We start from the raw sequence: 19,209 nt of genomic DNA, 5'->3' as shown, positions 1-19,209 counted from the left end.
ATGGCTCAGCGCCCGCCGCCAAACCGACGCCCGAAAAAGTCGCCGTCCTTCCACCGCGGATTGACCGGATTGTTAGCGACCAACTCGACGATGCGGGCATTCAACCGCGCCATGCGCGCTGCATCCGACCACACCACCGGCAAACGCAGGTCGTCGGACGGTTGGTGATAGTGCGTGCGCAGAAACTCCTGCTGTAGCGCTTTGGCATCGTGCTTTGGGTCGACTGCGACGTATCCACCATCGACATAAACCGAAGGAATCCCACGCCGGATGAACGCATACTGATCCGAACGTACAAACGTGTTTTCGTCGGGCGCAGGGTCGGGCGATAGAACGACGCCCTGCTCTTTCGCCGCTTGCTTTACGGCGCTCGCCAGACTGGTGTGCTCAAGCCCGATCGGCGTCACGTCCTTGGTTGGCACGAGCAGAACCGGCATGTCCATGTTCAGATTCGCAATCACCCGGCCCACGGTTGGATGCCGCGCAAACTGATGCGCGCCGAGCAATCCCTTTTCTTCGCCCGTGGTGGCAACAAACACCAACGAGCGCCGAAGCGTGGGCAAGCTCGCGGCCTGACGCGCCGTCTCGAGTAGGATCGCAATCCCCACCGCGTTATCCTGCGCGCCGTTGTACAGCGAATCGCCGGCAATTTCGGCACCGATACCAATGTGATCCAGATGCGAGGTCAGCGCCACATGCTGATCAGCCAACGGCCCAGAACCAGGCAGACGCGCCACGACGTTGTGGCTGCTCAGCCGGGTCAGTACCTGCCGACTGGCAAGGGTCACGCGCAAATTCAGGTCCATCGCGCGGTTCTCGCCGCGTTGGTGGCTCTCCAACACGTCGGTCCAACTACGCTCGGCCTCACCAAACAGCAAGGCGCTTGCAGCGGGGCTGACCGAGGCCCGCACTTTCAGTTCCGGAAACGTATCGAGCACATTGCCATCGGGCTCAACCAGACGCATGCTGGGCTGCTGCCAATTTGCCGCGCCGCGGGCCCAAGGGCGTCGTTCCTCATCGGCTGGATCGGACAATTGAATCCAGCCCACCGCGCCAAGCCGCACCAGAGTCTCGGCTTTGGTCAATGTAGACGCGTAGTAAGCGCGCTCATCGCCAGGAAACGACGCCGGCGCGTTACCGAACGAGACCGCAATCTTGCCGTGCACATCGACGCCAGCGAAATCATCGTACTCCAGTTCGGGCGCCTGCACCGCCTGCCCCACAAACACCATCGGCGCCGTCAATTCGATCGCCGCCTGTTCGAATGTCAACCCAGGCAGATAGTCATCTTGAAACTTCAGGCGCCGCTTCTTGTTGCCCGGCGCGACCAGTTCGAATCGCGATTGCTCACGGACGCGGACCGCTTGTAACAGATCAAGCCGCTGAAAGTAGGTTCCGTCATCTCCGGCAGGCACCAACCCCATGGCCTGAAACTGCGCAGCCACATAACGCGAAGCAATTTCGTGACCACGGCTGCCAGTATCCCGCCCCTCCAGCAGATCGTCAGCCAAAAAGCGGACATCCGCTTCGACTGCACGTTCGGCGACGGACGCAACGCGCGCTGTTGGCACATCGTCCTGGCAAGCCGATACCGCAAGCACCAGCAGGCAGACTACCCAGAACCGATGCCGCACGGTCATTGGCCGGCGAACTGGGTGGCCAGCTCTGCCATGCCGGGCACGTCGGGCTCAAGATTCTTCGCGCGCTCATACGCCGCGCGGGCAGCTTCGCGCTGGCCTTCGGCCATCTTGGTCCGGGCCTGCTCCACATAAGCCACCGCCAGGCGCGTTCGCATATCCGGCCCGGTTGGGTCAGACGATGCCAGATACAGCACTGTGTCGAGGTAGCTGTAGGCGGCGTTCAGGCGCTCGCCGGCTAGCGCCTGCTCGAACAGCACTTTGGCCTTGGCTGGCAAAGCCGCCAGCGCTGCTTTGGCCTTGGCGTTGTTGCGATCGATCGCGAGGACACGCCGCAGCTTGTCGTTGGCATTCTCAGCGACTGGCTCGATGAGGTTGCCCGAGTTGGTCAGGCGCTCGGCATCGGCAAGCAAGCGATCGATGTCTTGCATCTCGCTGATCGTCAGCACTTTCTGTTTGGACTGAATCTCGATCCGTTCAACCGATTCGCGTAGATCCGACTTCAACTTTTTCAGCTCGGTTCCCGTCGCGCCAAGTTCCTCGGCCTTCTGCATCAACCGCTTGGCACCGTCCACATCGCCCTTGTCGAGAAACGCGCGTGCGTCTTTCAGCAACTCGGTCGCGATCTTGGCAATGTCATTCTTGGCACGCAGATTGCCAGGGTCGCGCGTCAGAACCGAACGCAGCAGCGACAGCGCATTGTTGTTGGCAGGCTGGTAGAAGGCGCGTTCGGCGATCAACTGCTCGGCTTGACGAAGGTCCGATTCAAGCGACTCAAAGACGTCCGACTGGCCATTCGAGATGCGTGCGCGAAGATCGGCCAGGCTCGCATAATTCGGGCTAAACCGAACAATCTCGTCGGCAAGTTGGGAGGCCTTCGAATAATCTTTCTGTTCGATCGCTGCTTCGGCCTCATTGGCGACTGCGTTCAAGGCCTCTTTCATGCCTTTGACGGCATCCATGTTCGCGGCATCGGCTTCGCTGATTCGGCTGAACAGATCAAGCGCACCGTCGACCCCCGTCAGACGCTTCTCGACCAACGCGGCCTGCGCACGCACCATCAGTTGTTCGATGTTCTGAGCCGCAGCTTCCTTTTCGTTCAGATGCGATTCGAGCTGTTCGATCTCAACGCCACCGCCAAGCAGTTCTTTCGCCTGCACCAAGAGCTTCCGCGCGACGATGAAATCGCCTGCGCTGATTCGGTCATTGGCCCGCTGCAACATGGCGGTCGCGACATTGCGAATGCCTTCCTTCGCTTTGGAATTGTCGGGATCAACGGCTACGACCCGTTGAAAGAGACTCAGCGCGTTGTCCTCACCTTCATAAAGCCGGTTTGCCAAAATGGCCGCATCGGCCTTGGCCAGATTCTCGGCGACGTCGCCGGGCGACAGCAATGCGCCGAGCGGCTCGCGAAACAGAATCGCCACGATTCCGAGCAGCACGACACCGACTACCAAGACCAACGGCCACAGTGGCCGACCACCGCGATCCGGAACCGCCCGGGCCACGGGCTGCTGGCCGCGCGACCGACGGTCGGCGGTCATTACCTCATCAACGCGACCGAGCGACGGCTCCGAACGCATGTTACGGTTGTCAGGCGCTGGCGTCGCAACAGCGCCCTGCAGTCGTTGCGTGCGGGAATGCTCAGCCAGCACTTTGCGCCGATAGTTGTCGCTCGGCACCGCAATCTGCGGGAATTGCCCTTCGGCGATATCGAGTTCAATCTCGCGAATGATCTCGGCGATCTCTTCGCCTGATTGGAAGCGCTCCTCGGGCAGCTTGGCCATCATCCGATCCAGCAAGCCTTGCAGCGGCTGCAGGATTGGCGGCAGGCGTGGCACGGGCTCCGTGATATGCATGATGCCAATGGCCAACGGGTCATCAGCCAGATACGGCACGCCGCCCGTCAGCATTTCGTACAGCACTACTCCCAACGAGTAAAGATCGGCCCGACCGTCCAAGGGACGACCACGGGCCTGCTCCGGGCTCATGTAGTAAGGCGTGCCAATCACTGAGCCGGTGCGGGTCATGCGCGTGGCCGAGTCGCTGGCGCGCGCAATGCCGAAGTCAGTCAGCGCCGCGGAGCCGTCATCGGCCAGCAGGATATTGTCCGGTTTGACATCGCGATGCACGAACCCTTTGCTGTGCGCATAGCCGAGCGCCGTGGCGATCTCGCGGACAATGCGGAGCACAAAGGTTGCCTCCAGCGGCTTCTTGTCTTCGATCCGAAGCGAGCCGCCGGGCAGGTACTCCATGGCGATGTAGTGAATGTCATTGTGCTTGCCGACATCATGGACGCCCACCACATGACGATGATGCAGCTTCGCCGCAATGCGCGCTTCCCGAAGGAACCGCTCGCCAAAATTCGGGTCGACCATCAGGGCCGGCGACATGACTTTGAGAGCCACCTCCCGGTCCACGGATTCCTGCAAGGCGAGGTACACCGTCGCCATGCCGCCACGGCCCAGCTGCTTAATTACTCGGTAGCCTGGAATTTCGATCACGCCGGAATCTGGTCTGCCAACAGGAAATGCCGCTCAAATCGCGGACTTGCAGCGAGATTACCATCAAGTGCTTTAACTGGAAGACCCCTATTCAGGGCGGGGGCGCATGCAGAAACGGCCTGGCTTCGTTAACCAAGCTGTTGAATCTATTGCCCTTTCCCGAAAAGAAGCACGAATTGTCCCGAATGCGCGGGAATTCGACCCGTGCCAACCGATTGATTTTCTGGCCTTCCTGGCCAGGATCGCGCATGGGCGCATCGGATTCGACCGGAGCGACCGTGACTGGCTCCCGGTGCACCCACAATTGAGCGCCCTCGCGCATTGAGCCGTAGCCGTCGCCTGATAGCATCCATGGCCCAGGAGGCAACCATGGCAGAGTTTTTTGACGATCGGCGGCAGGAGCCCCGATTCGACACAGTTGGTGAAGGTGAGGTCGAAATCAACGGGCAACGCGTTCGCGGCAGCTTGATCGACTTGTCGATCAACGGCCTGAAAATGCAAAAACCGATTGGATTCGGCGCCCCGGACGGCAGTCGGTTCAAGATGAACCTCGTGTTGCCTGAACAGGCGCCGTTCGCGGCCGAGGTCATGCTGGTTCGGACCAATCCCGACACCATTGGTGTGGAATTCATGGACATGCCGCCGCGCGATTTCGCTTGCCTGACGCAACTGATCGAACGCTTTCAGACCCTCCGTGCACACGCGATGATGCAAGTGGCCGACACCGAAGCACCCGCCGCGGAGCCAAGCCCATGACGCGCCCCGGACTCAAACTTCCGATGATTGCAATGCTGCTGGCGCTAGTCAGCGGCTGCGCCAACCTCCCGACGGTGACACTGAAGGGTCAGGCGTATTCGGTCGAACTCGCGCTCAATGATGCGGACCGGGCGCACGGCCTGATGTTTCGCACGAGCATGGCCGACGATCATGGCATGCTGTTCGTCTTCCCGAATGAGTCACCACGGTCGTTCTGGATGAAGAACACCAAGATCCCACTCGACATCCTCTACTTTGACGCAGACGCCCGATTCGTCAGTGGCCAATTTAACGTGCCCACGTGCGCAGGCGGTGATCGGTGTCCCAGCTATCCGAGCGATGGGCCGGCGAAGTATGTGCTCGAACTGAATGCAGGCGTTGGCAAACGACTCGATCTCCGAGCTGGCGACGTTCTGGCGATCCCGCCCGGCATCAAGTCTGAGGATTGAGCACGCCTGTGATGACGTTTCTGTTTGTCCTGTTTCTGTGGATCTTCTCGGTCTGTCTCCACGAATTCGCCCATGCCGCCGTCGCCTATCGCGGCGGCGACCATACAGTGCGCGACAAGGGCTACCTCAGCCTGAATCCGATGAACTACCTGCATCCGGTGAACTCAGTTCTGTTTCCGGTTCTGATTCTGATCATGGGCGGCATCGGGTTGCCCGGTGCGGCCGTCTATATCGAGCGGCATCGACTCCGAAGTCGCGAATGGGAATCGGCGGTGTCGCTGGCGGGTCCGGCGGCCAATCTGATCCTCCTCGCGGTGCTCGCTCTGGCCTTCAAGGTCCCGGGTGTCGCCAGTCATCCGATCGCGCCTGCTCTGGCCTTCCTGGGGCTGTTGCAAGCAAGCGCGATACTGATCAATCTGCTGCCAATTCCGGGCCTCGATGGTTATGGCGCGATCTCACCGTACCTGCCGCCCGCGCTGCGCGCGAAGATGGACCAGTTCGCCGCGTACGGCATTCTGATCCTGCTCGGCATCACGCTATTCGGGCCGACAGCCCGCATCTTGTTTGGCTTGGTTTACCTGTTGACTAGCTTGTTTGGTATCCCCGGCTGGCTGATCGGGATTGGCTATGATCAGTTTACGTTCTGGAAGTGATTCGCGCTGCCGACTACTCAGATCGCAAACGCTGAGACAGCCACCGGCCAAGCTCGGCATCTGGTGCAACGCCCCTCTGCCAGCGGCTGCGCCATGACCTACCTGTAGACCACGGACAGCACGCCCACCAACATTCCCACGATGGTGATTGCTTACATCATGACGCCAGAACAACACATCAAGTCGCTGCGTGCACAGCTCGCCGACGCCAACTATCGCTATTACGTGCTGGATGCGCCCAGCATCCCGGATGCCGAGTACGACCGACTGATGCGGGAGCTCAGCGCATTAGAAGCAGCGCACCCTGAATTTGCAGACGCCAACTCGCCAAGTCAGCGGGTCGGCGGCGAGGCTTCGGGCACCTTTGCGCCAGTTCAGCACGACGTGCCCATGCTGTCGCTCGGCAATGCGTTCAGTGCCGAAGATGTGGCTGACTTTGTGCGCCGGATTCGCGACACATTGAGTCTGGAACAGCCCGAGTTTTCGGTCGAGCCCAAGCTTGATGGACTCGCCATCAGCCTTCGCTATGAACACGGGCGGTTCGTACGCGGTGCCACGCGTGGCGATGGCAGCACGGGCGAGGACGTTACGGCGAATCTGCGTACGATCCGGGCCATCCCGCTGGAACTGCGTGGCACGCATTTGCCGGCGGTGCTCGATGTGCGTGGCGAAGTGTTCATGAAGAAGGCCGACTTTGATGCGTACAACGAGCAGGCCTTGTCGCGCGGCGATCCCACACTGGCGAACCCCCGCAATGGTGCCGCCGGTTCGCTACGCCAAAAAGACCCGCGGATGACTGCACAACGGCCGTTGTCGTTTTATGCGTACGGACTTGGCGCGGTCTCCGGCTGGGCGGTGCCCGAGCGGCATTCCGACATGCTCCAGGCGCTCCGCACGTTTGGTTTGCCAGTCAGTCCGGAGGTTGATCGTGCAGTCGGTGAGGACGGACTGCTGGCCTACTTCAGCCGCATTGGCGGCAAGCGCGAGAAACTGCCCTACGACATCGATGGTGTGGTCTACAAACTCGACCAGCGCGACCAGCAGGAGCAGATGGGCTATGTCTCGCGGGCGCCGCGCTGGGCGATTGCACACAAGTTTCCGGCACTCGAAGAAATGACCACGGTCGAGGGCATTGATGTGCAAGTAGGCCGTACGGGCGCTCTGACGCCCGTGGCCCGCCTCAAGCCCGTGCGCGTAGCGGGCGTGACGGTGACGAACGCCACGTTGCACAACGAGAACGAGATCCGTCGCAAAGATGTGCGCATTGGCGACACGGTCATTGTCCGCCGTGCTGGCGATGTCATTCCCGAAGTGGTGGGCGTGGTGTTGGAACAACGCCCGGCTGACACGCAACCGTTCCTGATGCCCGAAACCTGCCCGGTTTGCGGCGCACCGGTAGTCCGGGAGGCCGAACAGGCCGTCATTCGATGCAGTAATGGCCCGGCAGCATGTCCGGCCCAACTTCGCGAGGCATTGCGACACTTTGCCGGCCGTCGTGCGATGGATATCGAAGGTTTGGGCGACGAAACCATTGCCGACATGGTGACTCTGCCCTTTCTGCGACTGCCCTTTCTGCAAACGGGTACCAACGCACAAGCATTGCGATCGATGGCCGATCTGTATCGCCTGACGCTCGATGATCTCCTCGAACTGAAGCGGCTCCAGGACGCCCGCGATGGCATCGTCCCAGACCCGCGCAAGAAGCCGACAACGCGCTGGGCCGACAACCTGCTCGCCGCCATCGACAAGAGTCGCAACAGCAGTTTGCCGCGCCTCTTGTACGCGCTCGGTATTCGCGACGTGGGTGAATCCACAGCCAAAACGCTGTATCAGCACTTGGGCTCGGTCGACAATCTTTTGGGCGCTGATCTGGATCGACTCCAGGCCATTCCCGATGTCGGGCCGGTTGTCGCCAAGCGAATCGCGGACTGGACGGCACAGGCCGAAAACCGCCAGCTGATCGCGGATCTCCGTGCCGCTGGTGTGCGATTCCCAGAAGGCCAAGCGAGCGCTGGAGGCGGCCCGCTGAGTGGCAAGACGGTGGTGCTGACGGGCAGTCTGCAAGGCTTTACCCGCGACGACGCCGGCGCGCGTCTGGAAGCGCTGGGGGCCAAGATCTCTGGATCGGTTTCCAAGAAGACCAGTTTTGTCGTCGCTGGTGCTGAAGCCGGTTCGAAGCTCGCAAAGGCCGAGGAACTGGGCATTCAAGTACTCGATGAAGCCGGCCTGATTGCATTGCTTAACGCACACGAGTCGGCATGAATCTGCACGCGCTCAAAACTCGGGCGGCGCTCTACCACGGCGTTCGGCAGTTCTTTGCCGAGCGCGGGGTATTGGAAGTGGAGACGCCGATTCTGTCGCGGGCGGGCAATACCGATCCAAATATCGACAGTTTTGTCACCACGTTCACGGGCCATCGTGATGCCGGTCCGGCGGCGCGCTGGCTCCGCACGTCGCCGGAGTTTCCGTTGAAGCGCTTGCTCGCCGCCGGAGCACCCGACTGCTACGAGTTGGGCCGCGTGTTTCGCAACGGCGAAGCTGGCAGCCGGCATAACCCTGAGTTCACGATGCTGGAGTGGTATCGCCTGGGCATCGATCACCGGCAACTCGCCGAAGAGGTCATCGACCTCGTGCAGTTGGCCCTCGGGCTGGTCGGTCGACACGCACGCGTAGAACGGGTCAGCTATCGGGATTGGTTCTGGCAGTCGCTGAATATCGATCCGATGACCGCACCGATCGCCGTTTTGCAAGCGGCGCTTGGCGATATCCAAATCAATGCGGACGGTCTGAATCGCGATGACTGGCTCGACTTGCTGATCACGCATCGCTTGAGCATCCAGGTCGATGGCGACTTGTTGCAGTTGGTGTACGACTATCCGGCGAGCCAATGTGCGCTGGCGCGCCTGCGCACGGACCAGAGTATCGATGGAACCACGACGGTCGCCGAGCGCTTTGAGTTGATGCTGGGCGGCGTGGAACTCGCAAACGGCTACCACGAACTCAAGGATGCCACCGAGCAGGCCGAGCGCTTTGCTCGCGATCACGCCACGCGTGCGTCGCGGCAACAGCCACTGCCGCCGGTCGATCAGTACCTGCTTGCGGCTTTGCCGGGCCTGCCGGACTGCGCGGGCGTGGCCATGGGCATGGACCGGCTGCTACTCGCCATGCTTGGCGAGACGGACATTCGAAACTTGCTAGCATTCCCCTTTGCTCAGGCCTGAGGAACCCGTATGCGGATTTGCGTCTATTGCTCGTCCAGCGCGAGTTGCGACCCGGCCTACCATCGAGCCGCCTACGAACTCGGTCAGTTCTTGGCCGAAGGCGGGCACACGCTGGTGTATGGCGGCGGCGGGGTCGGATCGATGGGTGCCGTTGCTGACGGCGCACTAAGCAAAGGTGGCGACGTAATCGGCATCATTCCGCGCTTCATGACCGTAGTCGAATGGCAGCATCCGGGCCTCGCCTCTTTGGAAGTCGTCGAAGACATGCGTGAACGCAAGCATTTGCTGCTGACGAACTCTGATGCCGTGGTGACTCTGCCCGGTGGTTGCGGCACGTTCGAGGAAGTGTTCGAGGCCATCACGATGAAACGCCTGGGGCTCTATTTCAATCCGATTGTGTTCGTCAATACGCTCGGTTTCTACACGGGTTTGATGCAGTTCCTGGAGCACAGCATTGCCGAAAAGATGATGGGCCACGCGCATGCGGCAATGTGGTCAATCGTCGATCGCCCAGATCAGGTACTGGCCGAGATCGCGCGCACGCCGGCGTGGCCGCGCGATGCGCGCAGTTTCGCGGCGGTACGTTGAAAGTTTTGGCCGCCCTAGTCGGTCTGCTGAGCCGCAGTGGGTTGGTAGCGGGACGTCAGTTATCTGGCCAATTCCGCCAGGGCGGCGAGCTGCACTTGTTTTCGTGTCGATTGCCACCATGTCTGGCGTTCTTCTCGTTTGCCAATCGCTCGCCCAATCCGGAGCCTGTCATCATGGCAAGTCGTATCCGTTCATCGAGGTCCTGATCATGTCGAATCCAACGCAGTCATCCGCGCAGCCGATCGAAAACAAGGCGCAGTTGGTCGACTATCTCGCCTCGGGCAACAAACCCAAATCAGCGTGGCGGATTGGCACTGAGCACGAGAAATTCGGCTTTCAGCTGGATGATCTGCGCCCACCAACCTACGAAGGTCCGCGTGGCATCGGCGTGTTGCTGAACACCCTGGCCGAGCGCTTTGGTTGGCAGAAACTCGACGATCGCGGCAACACGATTGCGTTGCTGCGCGATATGGCGTCGGTGTCGCTGGAGCCCGCGGGTCAGCTTGAGCTTTCGGGCGCACCACTGGAAACGATCCACCAGACGTGTTGCGAAGTCGATAGTCATCTGCGCGAGGTTCGAAGTGTCGCCGATGAATTGAACGTTGGCTTTCTGGGCATGGGCTTTCAACCCAAATGGACCCGCGCTGAAATGCCCTGGATGCCGAAGGGTCGCTACAAGATCATGCGCGACTATATGCCGAAGCGCGGGAACCTCGGGCTCGACATGATGACCCGCACGTGCACGGTCCAGACCAACCTCGACTTCGAATCCGAAGCCGACATGGTGCAGAAGTTCCGGGTCTCGTTGGCATTGCAGCCGATTGCCACCGCGCTGTTTGCCGACTCGCCGTTCACCGATGGCAAACCGAATGGCTACCTGAGCTTCCGATCCCAAGTGTGGAGCGACACCGACCCGGATCGCACCGGCATGTTGGGCTTCGTGTTCGAATCGGGGTTCAGCTTTGAACGCTATGTCGACTACTTGCTCGACGTACCAATGTACTTTGTCTACCGGAACGGCCAGTACCTGGATGCCTCCGGCCTGTCGTTCCGCGACTTCATGGCAGGCAAGCTGTCGATCCTGCCGGGCGAAAAGCCGCTGCTGACGGATTTTGCCGACCACCTGACGACCGCCTTTCCCGAGGTCCGCCTCAAGAAGTACCTCGAAATGCGGGGTGCTGATGGCGGCCCTTGGAATCGCCTCTGTGCCCTGCCGGCCTTCTGGGTGGGTCTCTTGTACGACCAAAGCGCGTTGGATGCCGCCTGGGATCTGGTCAAGGATTTCAGCCTGGAAGAACGGGAGGCACTGCGCAATGGCGTGCCGAAATACGGTCTTAAATTGCCATTCCGACATGGCACGGTGCGCGAGTTGGCGCTGGAGGCACTGAAGATTGCGGGTCAGGGTCTCAAAGCGCGGGCACGCCTCAACAGCCGCGGCGTGGACGAAACGATGTTCCTGGAACCGCTGATCGAAATCGCCCTGGCCAACGAAACGCCGGCCGAGCGCAAACTGAGCCTATTCCATGGCGCGTGGCAAGGCCGGGTGGACCCGGTGTTCGCCGAGTATGCCTACTGATGCCTTCACGGTTGCAGTAGTGCGCGTACCACCAAGCCGGACATCGCAAGCAGCGTGATTGCGCCTGCCATGAACAGCGGGCGCCGGATCGCTACGATGTTGCGGCCCAGATGCACATACGCATGCGCGAGCCGGGTCACCACAAAGATGCCCGCCAAGGCGAGCGCGAACCGATCGACTGCAGCAAGCGCGTACAGGCTGAGTACCAGCGCGTAGAACAGCGTCGGTAGCTCAAAGCTGTTTCGAATGTGATTGTTGACTTGCACCACGGCATCGGGCCACGCGTCTTCATGCAAGGCCCGCCGCTGGAGATCGACCTGCCCGAGCCGCAGCGCAGCCGATTTTCGACGCGCCAGCAGAACGTAGGCGCAGAATGTAATCCAGATTTGGATGAGCAGCGGCCAGAAGATCAGTTTGGCATTCATCAGTCGTTCCCATGAATCTGAGGCGTCTTCTGACAATAGCCGTTTGGGGCGGGTCGGTGACAGCGTCAGATTGGCCATCCTTCAGGACTTGTCGAATGCGCCGCTGGCGCTGACAATCGGCAGATGAATTCACCCAGTCCAAGCATCCAAATCGACGTCAATACTCGGTTCCTGCCAGACCAGAGCACGCCCGAGCAGAACCGTTACGCGTTTGCCTACACAATCACGATCACCAACAAGGGCCGCGCGCCAGCACAGCTGGTGTCCCGGCATTGGCTGATCACCCATGGGAACGGCAAGATCGACGAAGTTCGCGGCCCGGGTGTGGTTGGCGAGACGCCACGGCTGATGCCCGGCGAAGCATTCGAGTACACGTCAGGCGCAATTCTCGAAGCACCGGTCGGCACCATGGAGGGCAGCTACCAGATGGTGACTGATGAGGGCGATCAGTTTGATGCGCCGATCAAACGCTTCGTGCTGTCCATGCCAAGAGTGTTGCACTGATGGCGGTCTATGCGATCGGTGACCTCCAGGGCTGCTACGACCCGCTGGTCGCGCTGCTCGACAAGATCCGCTTTGATCCGAGCCAAGACCGGCTCTGGTTTTGTGGCGATCTCGTCAATCGCGGCGGCCAATCCCTGGAAACGTTGCGGCTCGTGCACTCGCTGGACCAGTATTCGGTCACGGTGCTTGGCAATCACGACTTGAGCCTGCTGTCGATCTCGACGCGCTCGGTGGGCGAGCAGGATAAGGCGAACCCCGACCTTCGGCGGGTCTTGCGCGCGGACGACGCCAGCGTGCTGATCGATTGGCTTCGGCATCGGCCGCTGATGCATGTTGACCAAGAGCTCGGCTTTGCCATGGTGCACGCCGGGTTGTCACCACGCTGGACCATCAAACTGGCCGAAGCGCGCGCGCATGAAGTGGAGCGGGCACTGCGGGGCGATCAGTATCGCAACCTGATGAAGCGGATGTTTGGCAACAAGCCGGCAGCTTGGTCGAAACAGTTGACTGGCGTCGAGCGTCTACGGGCGATCATCAACGTCATGACCCGCATGCGGTTCTGCGATGTGCAAGGCCGGATTGGATTCGATTTCAAGGCCGAACCTGGCACGCAGAAAAGCGGCTTTTATCCGTGGTTCGAAGTCCCCGGCGGCAAGAAGCGCGAGCTACCGGTGGTATGTGGGCATTGGTCGGCACTGGGTTTGTTCCAGGGCCTCGGCATCTACAGCATTGACACCGGTGCGGTGTGGGGCGGCAAGTTAACCGCCTTGAAGCTGGGCCCGGAACCGCAGGTATTTCAAGTGCCTTGTGATGCCCGGGCACAGATGGTGAAAGGCGGCGAGTAAGGCGCCTCGGGCTGAGGCATGTCGCTTGATGTCGGAGGGCGTTCAGGCCCGAATCGACCTTGCCGCAAGGCCCCATCTAGCCATTTGTAGGAGGGCCTTCAGGCCAGAATCAATCTTGCGGCAAGGCTTGTTCGCGGCTGAACCCGCTCCCACAAAAACCAACACAGGATTTTCGGATTGCGGGAGGGCCCTCAGGCCCGAAATAGTCTTGCGGCAAGACCAGTTCGCGGCTGCAGCCGCTCCCGCAATCCCCATACCTTAGGCGCGCTTACATGCCCATCGGGCCGCGCGGACCACGCGGGCCGCGTGGGCCGCCTGGACCGCCTGGACCGCGATTGCCATTGCCATTGCCACCACGCGGTGGTCGGCGTTCGGCAAACTGGTTGGAATCCATCGGGCCTACAAACTCGCGCGGCTTGCGTGGGCCCTTGCTGCCAGCAGGACCGCCTCTGCCCGGTCCCTTCGGACCTGCGCCCGGACCTGCGCCCGGACCCTTGCCCGGACCCTTACCTGGACCCTTGCCGCCAGGCTTGCGATTGCCCGGCATGCGATTGCCATCGCGATCGCCGAAACTCCGGAAGCTGTTCGGATCGACGGGCTGGCCGGGTCCGCGCTTGTTCTTGCTGAACGGCTTCTTCTTGCCAACCGGTCGCTTGCCAGGCCGCTTTAATTCATCAACGCGATCGAATGCGCGCAGTTCCCGGGCTTCATCGGCACGGCCGGCGCTGTAGCTCTCGCTCTTGCCTTCAGGGCGATATTCGTTCAATACCTTCGACGCGCGTCGCACCCCAATCACGGGCTGCAAGGTCAGCGATTCCGGAATCGGTTGGAGGCCAAGTTCCTCGCGCAACGCGCGGACATCATCAAGCGACATCGCGCGGAAATGGCCGCGGCGGAGCTCGCGGGGCAGTTCGATCTTGCCGTAGCGGATGCGCTTCAGGCGACTGACTTCAACGCCCACGGCTTCCCACATTCGGCGAACTTCGCGATTACGGCCTTCCTTGATGATCACGCGGAACCAGCTGTGACTATCGCCGAGATTGATCACGTGCAGTTCATCAAACTTGGCCAGACCATCTTCGAGCTCAACGCCTTGGCGGAGCTTGTCGAGCATGGCTTCGGTCACCTGCCCATGCACACGGCAGACGTACTCGCGTTCCAGTTCGCGCGACGGGTGCATCATCGCGTTGGCCAATTCACCATCGGTGGTCATCAACAGCAGGCCGGTGGTGTTCATGTCCAGACGACCGATCGAGATCCAGCGCGTGTTCTTCAGACGCGGCATGCGCTCGTACACGGTACGGCGGCCTTCCGGATCTTCGGTCGTGCTGATCTCGCCTTCCGGCTTGTGATAGAGCAACAAATGAATGTCATCAACGGGCGTGACCGTGGCCATGAAGGCCTTGCCGTCGATTTCGACGCGATCGCCCGTCTTGACGCTGTTGCCGATGGCGGCATTGTTGCCGTTGATGCGGATTTCCCCCGCTGCGACGCGTTCTTCAATGGTGCGGCGGGAGCCGAGGCCCGCCTGAGCCAGCACTTTTTGGATGCGTTCTTCGATGATCGGCCCTGCCGGCTTCTCTTTCTTCAACGACAGGGTCATGCGAGGTTTTTCAGTATTCATGATTGCTCATCAGCTTCAGGTTTGGGATCGACGAGGTCGGCACGTTCCACATCGGTGGTTGGCTCGCTCAGGTCTTCGTTGAGGTGTTCGACGTCGTCATTCACGACGAGGTCGGGGGTGGAATCGGCGATGGCATCGACATCGCCAGATTCAAACGGGGGCTCGGCAAGGGCATCATCGCCTTGCTCAGAATATTCATTGGCGGCCATGGGCTCGGACGGCACCGAGTCGGCATCGGCAGACTCGTCAATACCCGCATCGTCGCGGAGCACCGGGTCGGCGTCGGCCAACACGTCAGCTGTGTCCGCCGGCGCTTCGGATTCAGCGGCTACGCCATCCGATTTTGGCTCATCAAGCGTGGTGCCAGCGAGCGGCATCTGCGGCTCCAGCGATTCGAAATCACGAAGCTCGGCGAGCGGCGGCAGCTGATCGAGACTCTTCAGATTGAAGTAGTCGAGAAATAGTCGCGTGGTGCCAAACAATGCCGGACGACCCGGCACATCGCGATGGCCGAGCACGCGAATCCACTCGCGCTCTTCCAGCGTCTTGATGATGTAACTCGACACTGCCACACCACGTATCGATTCAATTTCGGCACGCGTAATGGGTTGCCGGTAGGCAATGAGCGCCAGCGTTTCGAGCAGCGCCCGCGAATATTTGGTTTGCCGCTCTGTCCAAAGTCGCGAGACCCAGATCTGCGTGTCGGTCCGAACCTGGTAGCGAAACCCGCTGGCCACTTCGACCAACTCCACACCACGACCATCGCAATCTTGCATCAATGCCGACAGCGCTTCGAGAATCCGTTCCTTGCCCGGCGACTGCTTTTCGCCAAACAAGTCATGCAGATGCTCAACTGTCATCGGCCGACCGGCCGCCATCAGGATGGCTTCCAGCAAAGGTTTCAGTTCGGCGAGTTCGGTCGGCGCTGGCGCCGCATGCACCGGCTGATCGGAAAATACATCCTGGGCTTCGATTTCGGCTTCGAGATTGACGACGGATTCGCCTTCGGCGCGCACCGGTTCCGGCGCGGTGTTGGGCTCACTAACGGCCGGCACATCATGCTCGTTTTCGTGTTGGACTACTGACATCATGTTTCGGGCTCCACCACGCTTGGTAGCGCGGCCGTTTCCTGAATCGGGGCTTCACTGGTTTTGGCGCGCACGTAGATGGGCGCCATCGATTCGTTCTGGGTGATTTCGAGCAGGTTTTCCTTGGCCAATTCGAGAATGGCCAGAAAGGTCACCACCACGCCGAGCCTGCCCTCTTCCACCGTAAACAGTTGGGTGAACTCGATGAACTCACCGTCGCTGACGCGCGTCAGGACTTCGCTCATGCGCGCGCGCACCGAAAGCGCCTCGCGCTTGATGTTGTGGCGGCCGAACAACTCGGCCCGCTTCATCACGTCTTTCAGGGCAAGCAACAACTCGCGCATTTCGACCGGTGGCGGCACCGAAATGGTGTTGCGCTCGACGACATGGGCATCGACTCGGTAGAAGTCTCGGCCCTCGCGCGGCAGCCGGTCGATATCTTCGGCAGCTTTCTTGAACCGCTCGTATTCCTGCAGGCGGCGCACCAAGTCGGCGCGCGGGTCTTCCTCTTCACCAACCTCGTTGACCGGCCGGGGCAGCAGGAGCCGCGACTTGATTTCGCACAGAATTGCGGCCATCACGAGGTAGTCGGCGGCGAGTTCGAGTTTGATGTCCTTCATCAGCTCGATGTATTCCATGTACTGCCGGGTGATTTCGGCGATCGGAATGTCGAGGATTTCCAGGTTCTGCCGGCGGATCAGGTACAACAGCAAGTCGAGCGGGCCTTCAAATGCCTCCAGGATGACTTCCAGGGCATCCGGCGGAATGTAGAGGTCCTGCGGCATGGTGAGCACCGGCTCACCCCGCACCATCGCCAAGGGCATTTCAGTTTGCACTGGCGGCGTTTTCAACACAGGGGCTGAAGGGGCCGCGTCTAGCTCTTCGGACATTGGGTCAACGAACTCACGAAACCAGTCGGACGCCAGAGGCGCTCGGACGGACGATCCTAACGGCAGACCCCCGCCCTGCATGTCGCAACGCGTTTGTTCAGGCAGTCGGGGAGGCGCGGCGCGCCGGCAGACTGACCGGGCGGCGTGACGCGCAATGTAGGCGGGTTTGGCCGATTTGTCCAGCCAGGGCACGGAATTGGTTCATGAATCCGATCCGGAACCACCACTCCCGATCAGGCCTCGGGCCCGAGCACCTTGATCGCCAGCGCGTGGATATCGGTCTCCATCATCGTGCCGAGCGCCGCATAGATGGCGCGGTGTTGCGCCAGCATGGCTTGACCCGCCAAGGCCTTGGCGCGAATCCGGACCGTGAAATGGCCCCGGCCATCGCGGGCACCGGCATGGCCCACATGCTTGTGACTGTCATCAATAATGTCGAGGAACTCGGGAGCCAGCGCCGATTCCAGGCGCTCGCGCATGGCGGCAAGGCGCTCGTCGTTCATGGCAGCACCTTTCGAAATGGGCGCACACGAACCGATGCATACACCCCGGCCGCGACATACGGATCCGCCGCGGCCCAAGCCTCCGCGTCCGCCAGACTGGCAAACTCGGCCACGATCAGGCTCCCGGTAAATCCGGCAGGACCCGGGTCGTCGCTGTCGATCGCCGGAAACGGCCCCGCAAGCAGCAAGCGCCCCTCGTCCTTCAATGCATTCAACCGGGCCACATGGGCCGGACGGGCTGCGAGGCGATCAGCCAGACTGTTCTCGCGATCTTCGCCGACAATGGCATACCACATAGGTCCAATCCTGATTCACAGAAAGCGGAAGCATAGCGCGGTCTTGTGGTCTCCCGAAAAGCGTGGCGCAAAGCATCCAACGACTCCGGCCGGCAACCACCCGCATGCAATACTAGAAGACCTTGCCCGGCCGTCTGCCCCGGCCTCCATCCAGGTCTGTCCGCTCATGAACACGCGAATCGAACACGATAGTTTTGGCCCCATGGTGCTGCCAGCTGAGGCGCTCTATGGCGCATCCACTCAGCGCGCGGTGCAGAATTTCCCCGTCTCGGGCCGGCCGATGCCGGCCGGCTTTATCCAGGCTCTGGCCGCGATCAAGTCTGCCTGCGCGCGCGCCAATGCCGAGTTTGGGTATCTGCCCCAAGACATGGCACTCGCTATTGCGAGTGCAGCCGCCGAAATTCGCGCCGGCGGCCATTTGGCGCATTTCCCGATCGACGTGTTTCAGACTGGCTCGGGCACCAGCAGCAACATGAACGCAAACGAAGTCATCGCGACCTTGGCCAGCCAGCGGCTCGGGCGCAAAGTGCACCCCAATGATCATGTGAACTTCGGCCAGAGCTCGAACGACGTCGTCCCAACCGCGATTCAAGTCGCAGCCGCCGAGGCGGTGTCCGACCAATTGATTCCGGCATTGCTGCACCTGAAATCACTGTTGCACCAGCGGGCCGCCGAGCACTTGGACACGGTCAAGACCGGGCGCACCCATTTGATGGACGCCATGCCCATTACCCTGGGTCAGGAACTGCTCGGTTGGTGCGCGCAGGTCCGCAGCAATATCGAGCGCCTCGCCGACAGCGCGCGCCGGGTCGCGCGCCTGCCGCTGGGCGGCACGGCGGTGGGTACGGGTATCAATGCAGATGCGCGACTCGGTCCGCGAGTCGCCGAATTGCTCGCAGCAGAAAGCACGGTGCCATTTGAGAGTGCGGATAACTATTTTGAAGGAATTTCGGCAAAGGATGAGTGCGTCGAACTCTCGGGCCAATTGAACACGCTCGCGTGCAGCCTGATGAAGATCTGCAACGATTTGCGCTGGATGAATTCCGGCCCGCTGGCGGGACTTGGAGAAATCGCCCTGCCAGCGCTGCAGCCCGGCTCGTCAATCATGCCAGGCAAGGTCAACCCGGTCATTCCGGAAGCGGTCTGCATGGTCGCCGCGCAGGTGATGGGACTGCATATGGCCATTACCGTGGCGGGGCAATCGGGCAATTTTCAACTGAACGTCATGCTGCCCCTGATCGCCGACAATCTGCTGCAGAGCATCGACCTGTTGAGCAAAGCGACCATGCTGCTCGCCGATCGCGTCATTGCCGGGTTTACCGTCAATGTCACGCGCCTGAATGACACGCTGGCGAAAAACCCGATTCTGATCACGGCACTGAACGCCCAGATTGGTTACGAACGCGGTGCCGAGATCGCCAAGCGCGCCTATCGCGAGGGGCGGTCCGTATTGGACGTGGCCGCTGAGATGACCAGCCTGAGTCGCGAGGAATTGGCCGAATTGCTATCGCCCGCCGCACTCACGCGTGGCGGCGGGGCGGGCCCGGGTGGTGGTTGATCCACCCGCTCCGCATTCGCTTCTGGATGCCAGCGTCATCGTGGCTGGCGGTTGATCCGACACGACGGTCTTTGAACTTCCAGTCCCACTGC

General features: G+C 61.0%; 18 protein-coding genes. 10 read left to right on the top strand and 8 right to left on the bottom strand.

Features of this window, described 5'->3' with window-relative positions; genetic code table 11:
- Positions 1-5 precede the first annotated feature (5 nt).
- Together C7S18_RS05060 and C7S18_RS05055 are read right to left on the bottom strand one after the other, a co-directional pair.
- Positions 6-1,640: a M28 family metallopeptidase gene (locus C7S18_RS05060; RefSeq protein WP_106890536.1), complete on the bottom strand. Its 1,635-nt coding sequence runs from the start codon at positions 1,638-1,640 to the stop codon at positions 6-8.
- Positions 1,637-4,141 (bottom strand): serine/threonine-protein kinase, encoded by a 2,505-nt coding sequence (locus C7S18_RS05055; protein ID WP_106890535.1) that lies wholly within the window; start codon positions 4,139-4,141, stop codon positions 1,637-1,639. The genes C7S18_RS05060 and C7S18_RS05055 overlap by 4 nt, the downstream gene beginning before the upstream one ends.
- Positions 4,142-4,510: 369 nt before the next feature.
- Here C7S18_RS05055 and C7S18_RS05045 point away from each other — a divergent pair, with 369 nt between their 5' ends.
- From C7S18_RS05045 to C7S18_RS05015, 7 genes are all read left to right on the top strand, one after another.
- The gene (locus C7S18_RS05045) at positions 4,511-4,897 is read left to right on the top strand and encodes a PilZ domain-containing protein (RefSeq protein ID WP_170113119.1); all 387 of its coding nucleotides are present in this window, start codon (positions 4,511-4,513) and stop codon (positions 4,895-4,897) included.
- Positions 4,894-5,346 (top strand): DUF192 domain-containing protein, encoded by a 453-nt coding sequence (locus C7S18_RS05040; RefSeq protein ID WP_240623981.1) that lies wholly within the window; start codon positions 4,894-4,896, stop codon positions 5,344-5,346. Before C7S18_RS05045 ends, C7S18_RS05040 begins: the two co-directional genes overlap by 4 nt.
- A gap of 8 nt (positions 5,347-5,354) precedes the next feature.
- Positions 5,355-5,999: a site-2 protease family protein gene (locus tag C7S18_RS05035; RefSeq protein WP_146151771.1), complete on the top strand. Its 645-nt coding sequence runs from the start codon at positions 5,355-5,357 to the stop codon at positions 5,997-5,999.
- A gap of 159 nt (positions 6,000-6,158) precedes the next feature.
- Positions 6,159-8,261: an NAD-dependent DNA ligase LigA gene (gene ligA / locus C7S18_RS05030; protein WP_206207976.1), complete on the top strand. Its 2,103-nt coding sequence runs from the start codon at positions 6,159-6,161 to the stop codon at positions 8,259-8,261.
- Positions 8,258-9,220, top strand: coding sequence for an EF-P lysine aminoacylase EpmA (gene epmA / locus C7S18_RS05025; protein WP_106890529.1), 963 nt, complete (start codon positions 8,258-8,260; stop codon positions 9,218-9,220). The genes ligA and epmA overlap by 4 nt, the downstream gene beginning before the upstream one ends.
- A gap of 9 nt (positions 9,221-9,229) precedes the next feature.
- Positions 9,230-9,808 carry an LOG family protein gene (locus tag C7S18_RS05020; RefSeq protein WP_106890528.1) on the top strand — a complete coding sequence of 193 codons (579 nt, stop codon included), beginning with the start codon at positions 9,230-9,232 and terminating at the stop codon, positions 9,806-9,808.
- A 208-nt stretch (positions 9,809-10,016) separates the two neighbouring features.
- Positions 10,017-11,384: a glutamate--cysteine ligase gene (locus C7S18_RS05015; RefSeq protein WP_106893921.1), complete on the top strand. Its 1,368-nt coding sequence runs from the start codon at positions 10,017-10,019 to the stop codon at positions 11,382-11,384.
- 5 nt (positions 11,385-11,389) lie between these two features.
- Here C7S18_RS05015 and C7S18_RS05010 read toward each other — a convergent pair whose 3' ends face one another.
- Positions 11,390-11,809 (bottom strand): MAPEG family protein, encoded by a 420-nt coding sequence (locus tag C7S18_RS05010; protein WP_106893920.1) that lies wholly within the window; start codon positions 11,807-11,809, stop codon positions 11,390-11,392.
- A 123-nt stretch (positions 11,810-11,932) separates the two neighbouring features.
- Here C7S18_RS05010 and apaG point away from each other — a divergent pair, with 123 nt between their 5' ends.
- Positions 11,933-12,313: a Co2+/Mg2+ efflux protein ApaG gene (apaG, locus tag C7S18_RS05005; protein ID WP_106890527.1), complete on the top strand. Its 381-nt coding sequence runs from the start codon at positions 11,933-11,935 to the stop codon at positions 12,311-12,313.
- Positions 12,313-13,158, top strand: coding sequence for a symmetrical bis(5'-nucleosyl)-tetraphosphatase (locus C7S18_RS05000; protein WP_106890526.1), 846 nt, complete (start codon positions 12,313-12,315; stop codon positions 13,156-13,158). Before apaG ends, C7S18_RS05000 begins: the two co-directional genes overlap by 1 nt.
- A 268-nt stretch (positions 13,159-13,426) precedes the next feature.
- On the opposite strand, the gene C7S18_RS04995 is transcribed toward C7S18_RS05000, so the two are convergent.
- The 5 genes from C7S18_RS04995 to C7S18_RS04975 all read right to left on the bottom strand — a co-directional run bounded on the left by C7S18_RS04995 (position 13,427) and on the right by C7S18_RS04975 (position 17,559).
- Positions 13,427-14,782, bottom strand: coding sequence for a pseudouridine synthase (locus C7S18_RS04995; RefSeq protein ID WP_106890525.1), 1,356 nt, complete (start codon positions 14,780-14,782; stop codon positions 13,427-13,429).
- A complete protein-coding gene (gene scpB / locus C7S18_RS04990; protein ID WP_425481089.1) occupies positions 14,779-15,873 on the bottom strand; it encodes an SMC-Scp complex subunit ScpB in 1,095 nt (364 codons plus the stop codon). Before scpB ends, C7S18_RS04995 begins: the two co-directional genes overlap by 4 nt.
- On the bottom strand, positions 15,870-16,760 hold the full coding sequence (locus C7S18_RS04985; RefSeq protein WP_106890523.1) for a segregation and condensation protein A: 891 nt from the start codon (positions 16,758-16,760) through the stop codon (positions 15,870-15,872). The genes scpB and C7S18_RS04985 overlap by 4 nt, the downstream gene beginning before the upstream one ends.
- A gap of 233 nt (positions 16,761-16,993) precedes the next feature.
- Complete coding sequence (locus tag C7S18_RS04980; RefSeq protein ID WP_106890522.1) at positions 16,994-17,263, bottom strand: BolA family protein; 270 nt, start codon at positions 17,261-17,263, stop codon at positions 16,994-16,996.
- A complete protein-coding gene (locus tag C7S18_RS04975; protein WP_106890521.1) occupies positions 17,260-17,559 on the bottom strand; it encodes a YciI family protein in 300 nt (99 codons plus the stop codon). The genes C7S18_RS04980 and C7S18_RS04975 overlap by 4 nt, the downstream gene beginning before the upstream one ends.
- A 166-nt stretch (positions 17,560-17,725) precedes the next feature.
- On the opposite strand from C7S18_RS04975, the gene C7S18_RS04970 reads away from it, so the two are divergent.
- Positions 17,726-19,117, top strand: a complete 1,392-nt coding sequence (locus tag C7S18_RS04970; RefSeq protein WP_106890520.1) for a class II fumarate hydratase — start codon at positions 17,726-17,728, stop codon at positions 19,115-19,117.
- Positions 19,118-19,209: the final 92 nt, after the last annotated feature.

The sequence above is a fragment of the Ahniella affigens genome, assembly GCF_003015185.1.
GTDB classification, from domain to species: domain Bacteria; phylum Pseudomonadota; class Gammaproteobacteria; order Xanthomonadales; family Ahniellaceae; genus Ahniella; species Ahniella affigens.
The sequence above is the reverse complement of the archived record's forward strand: the minus strand, read 5'-3'. Positions and strand labels throughout refer to the sequence as shown.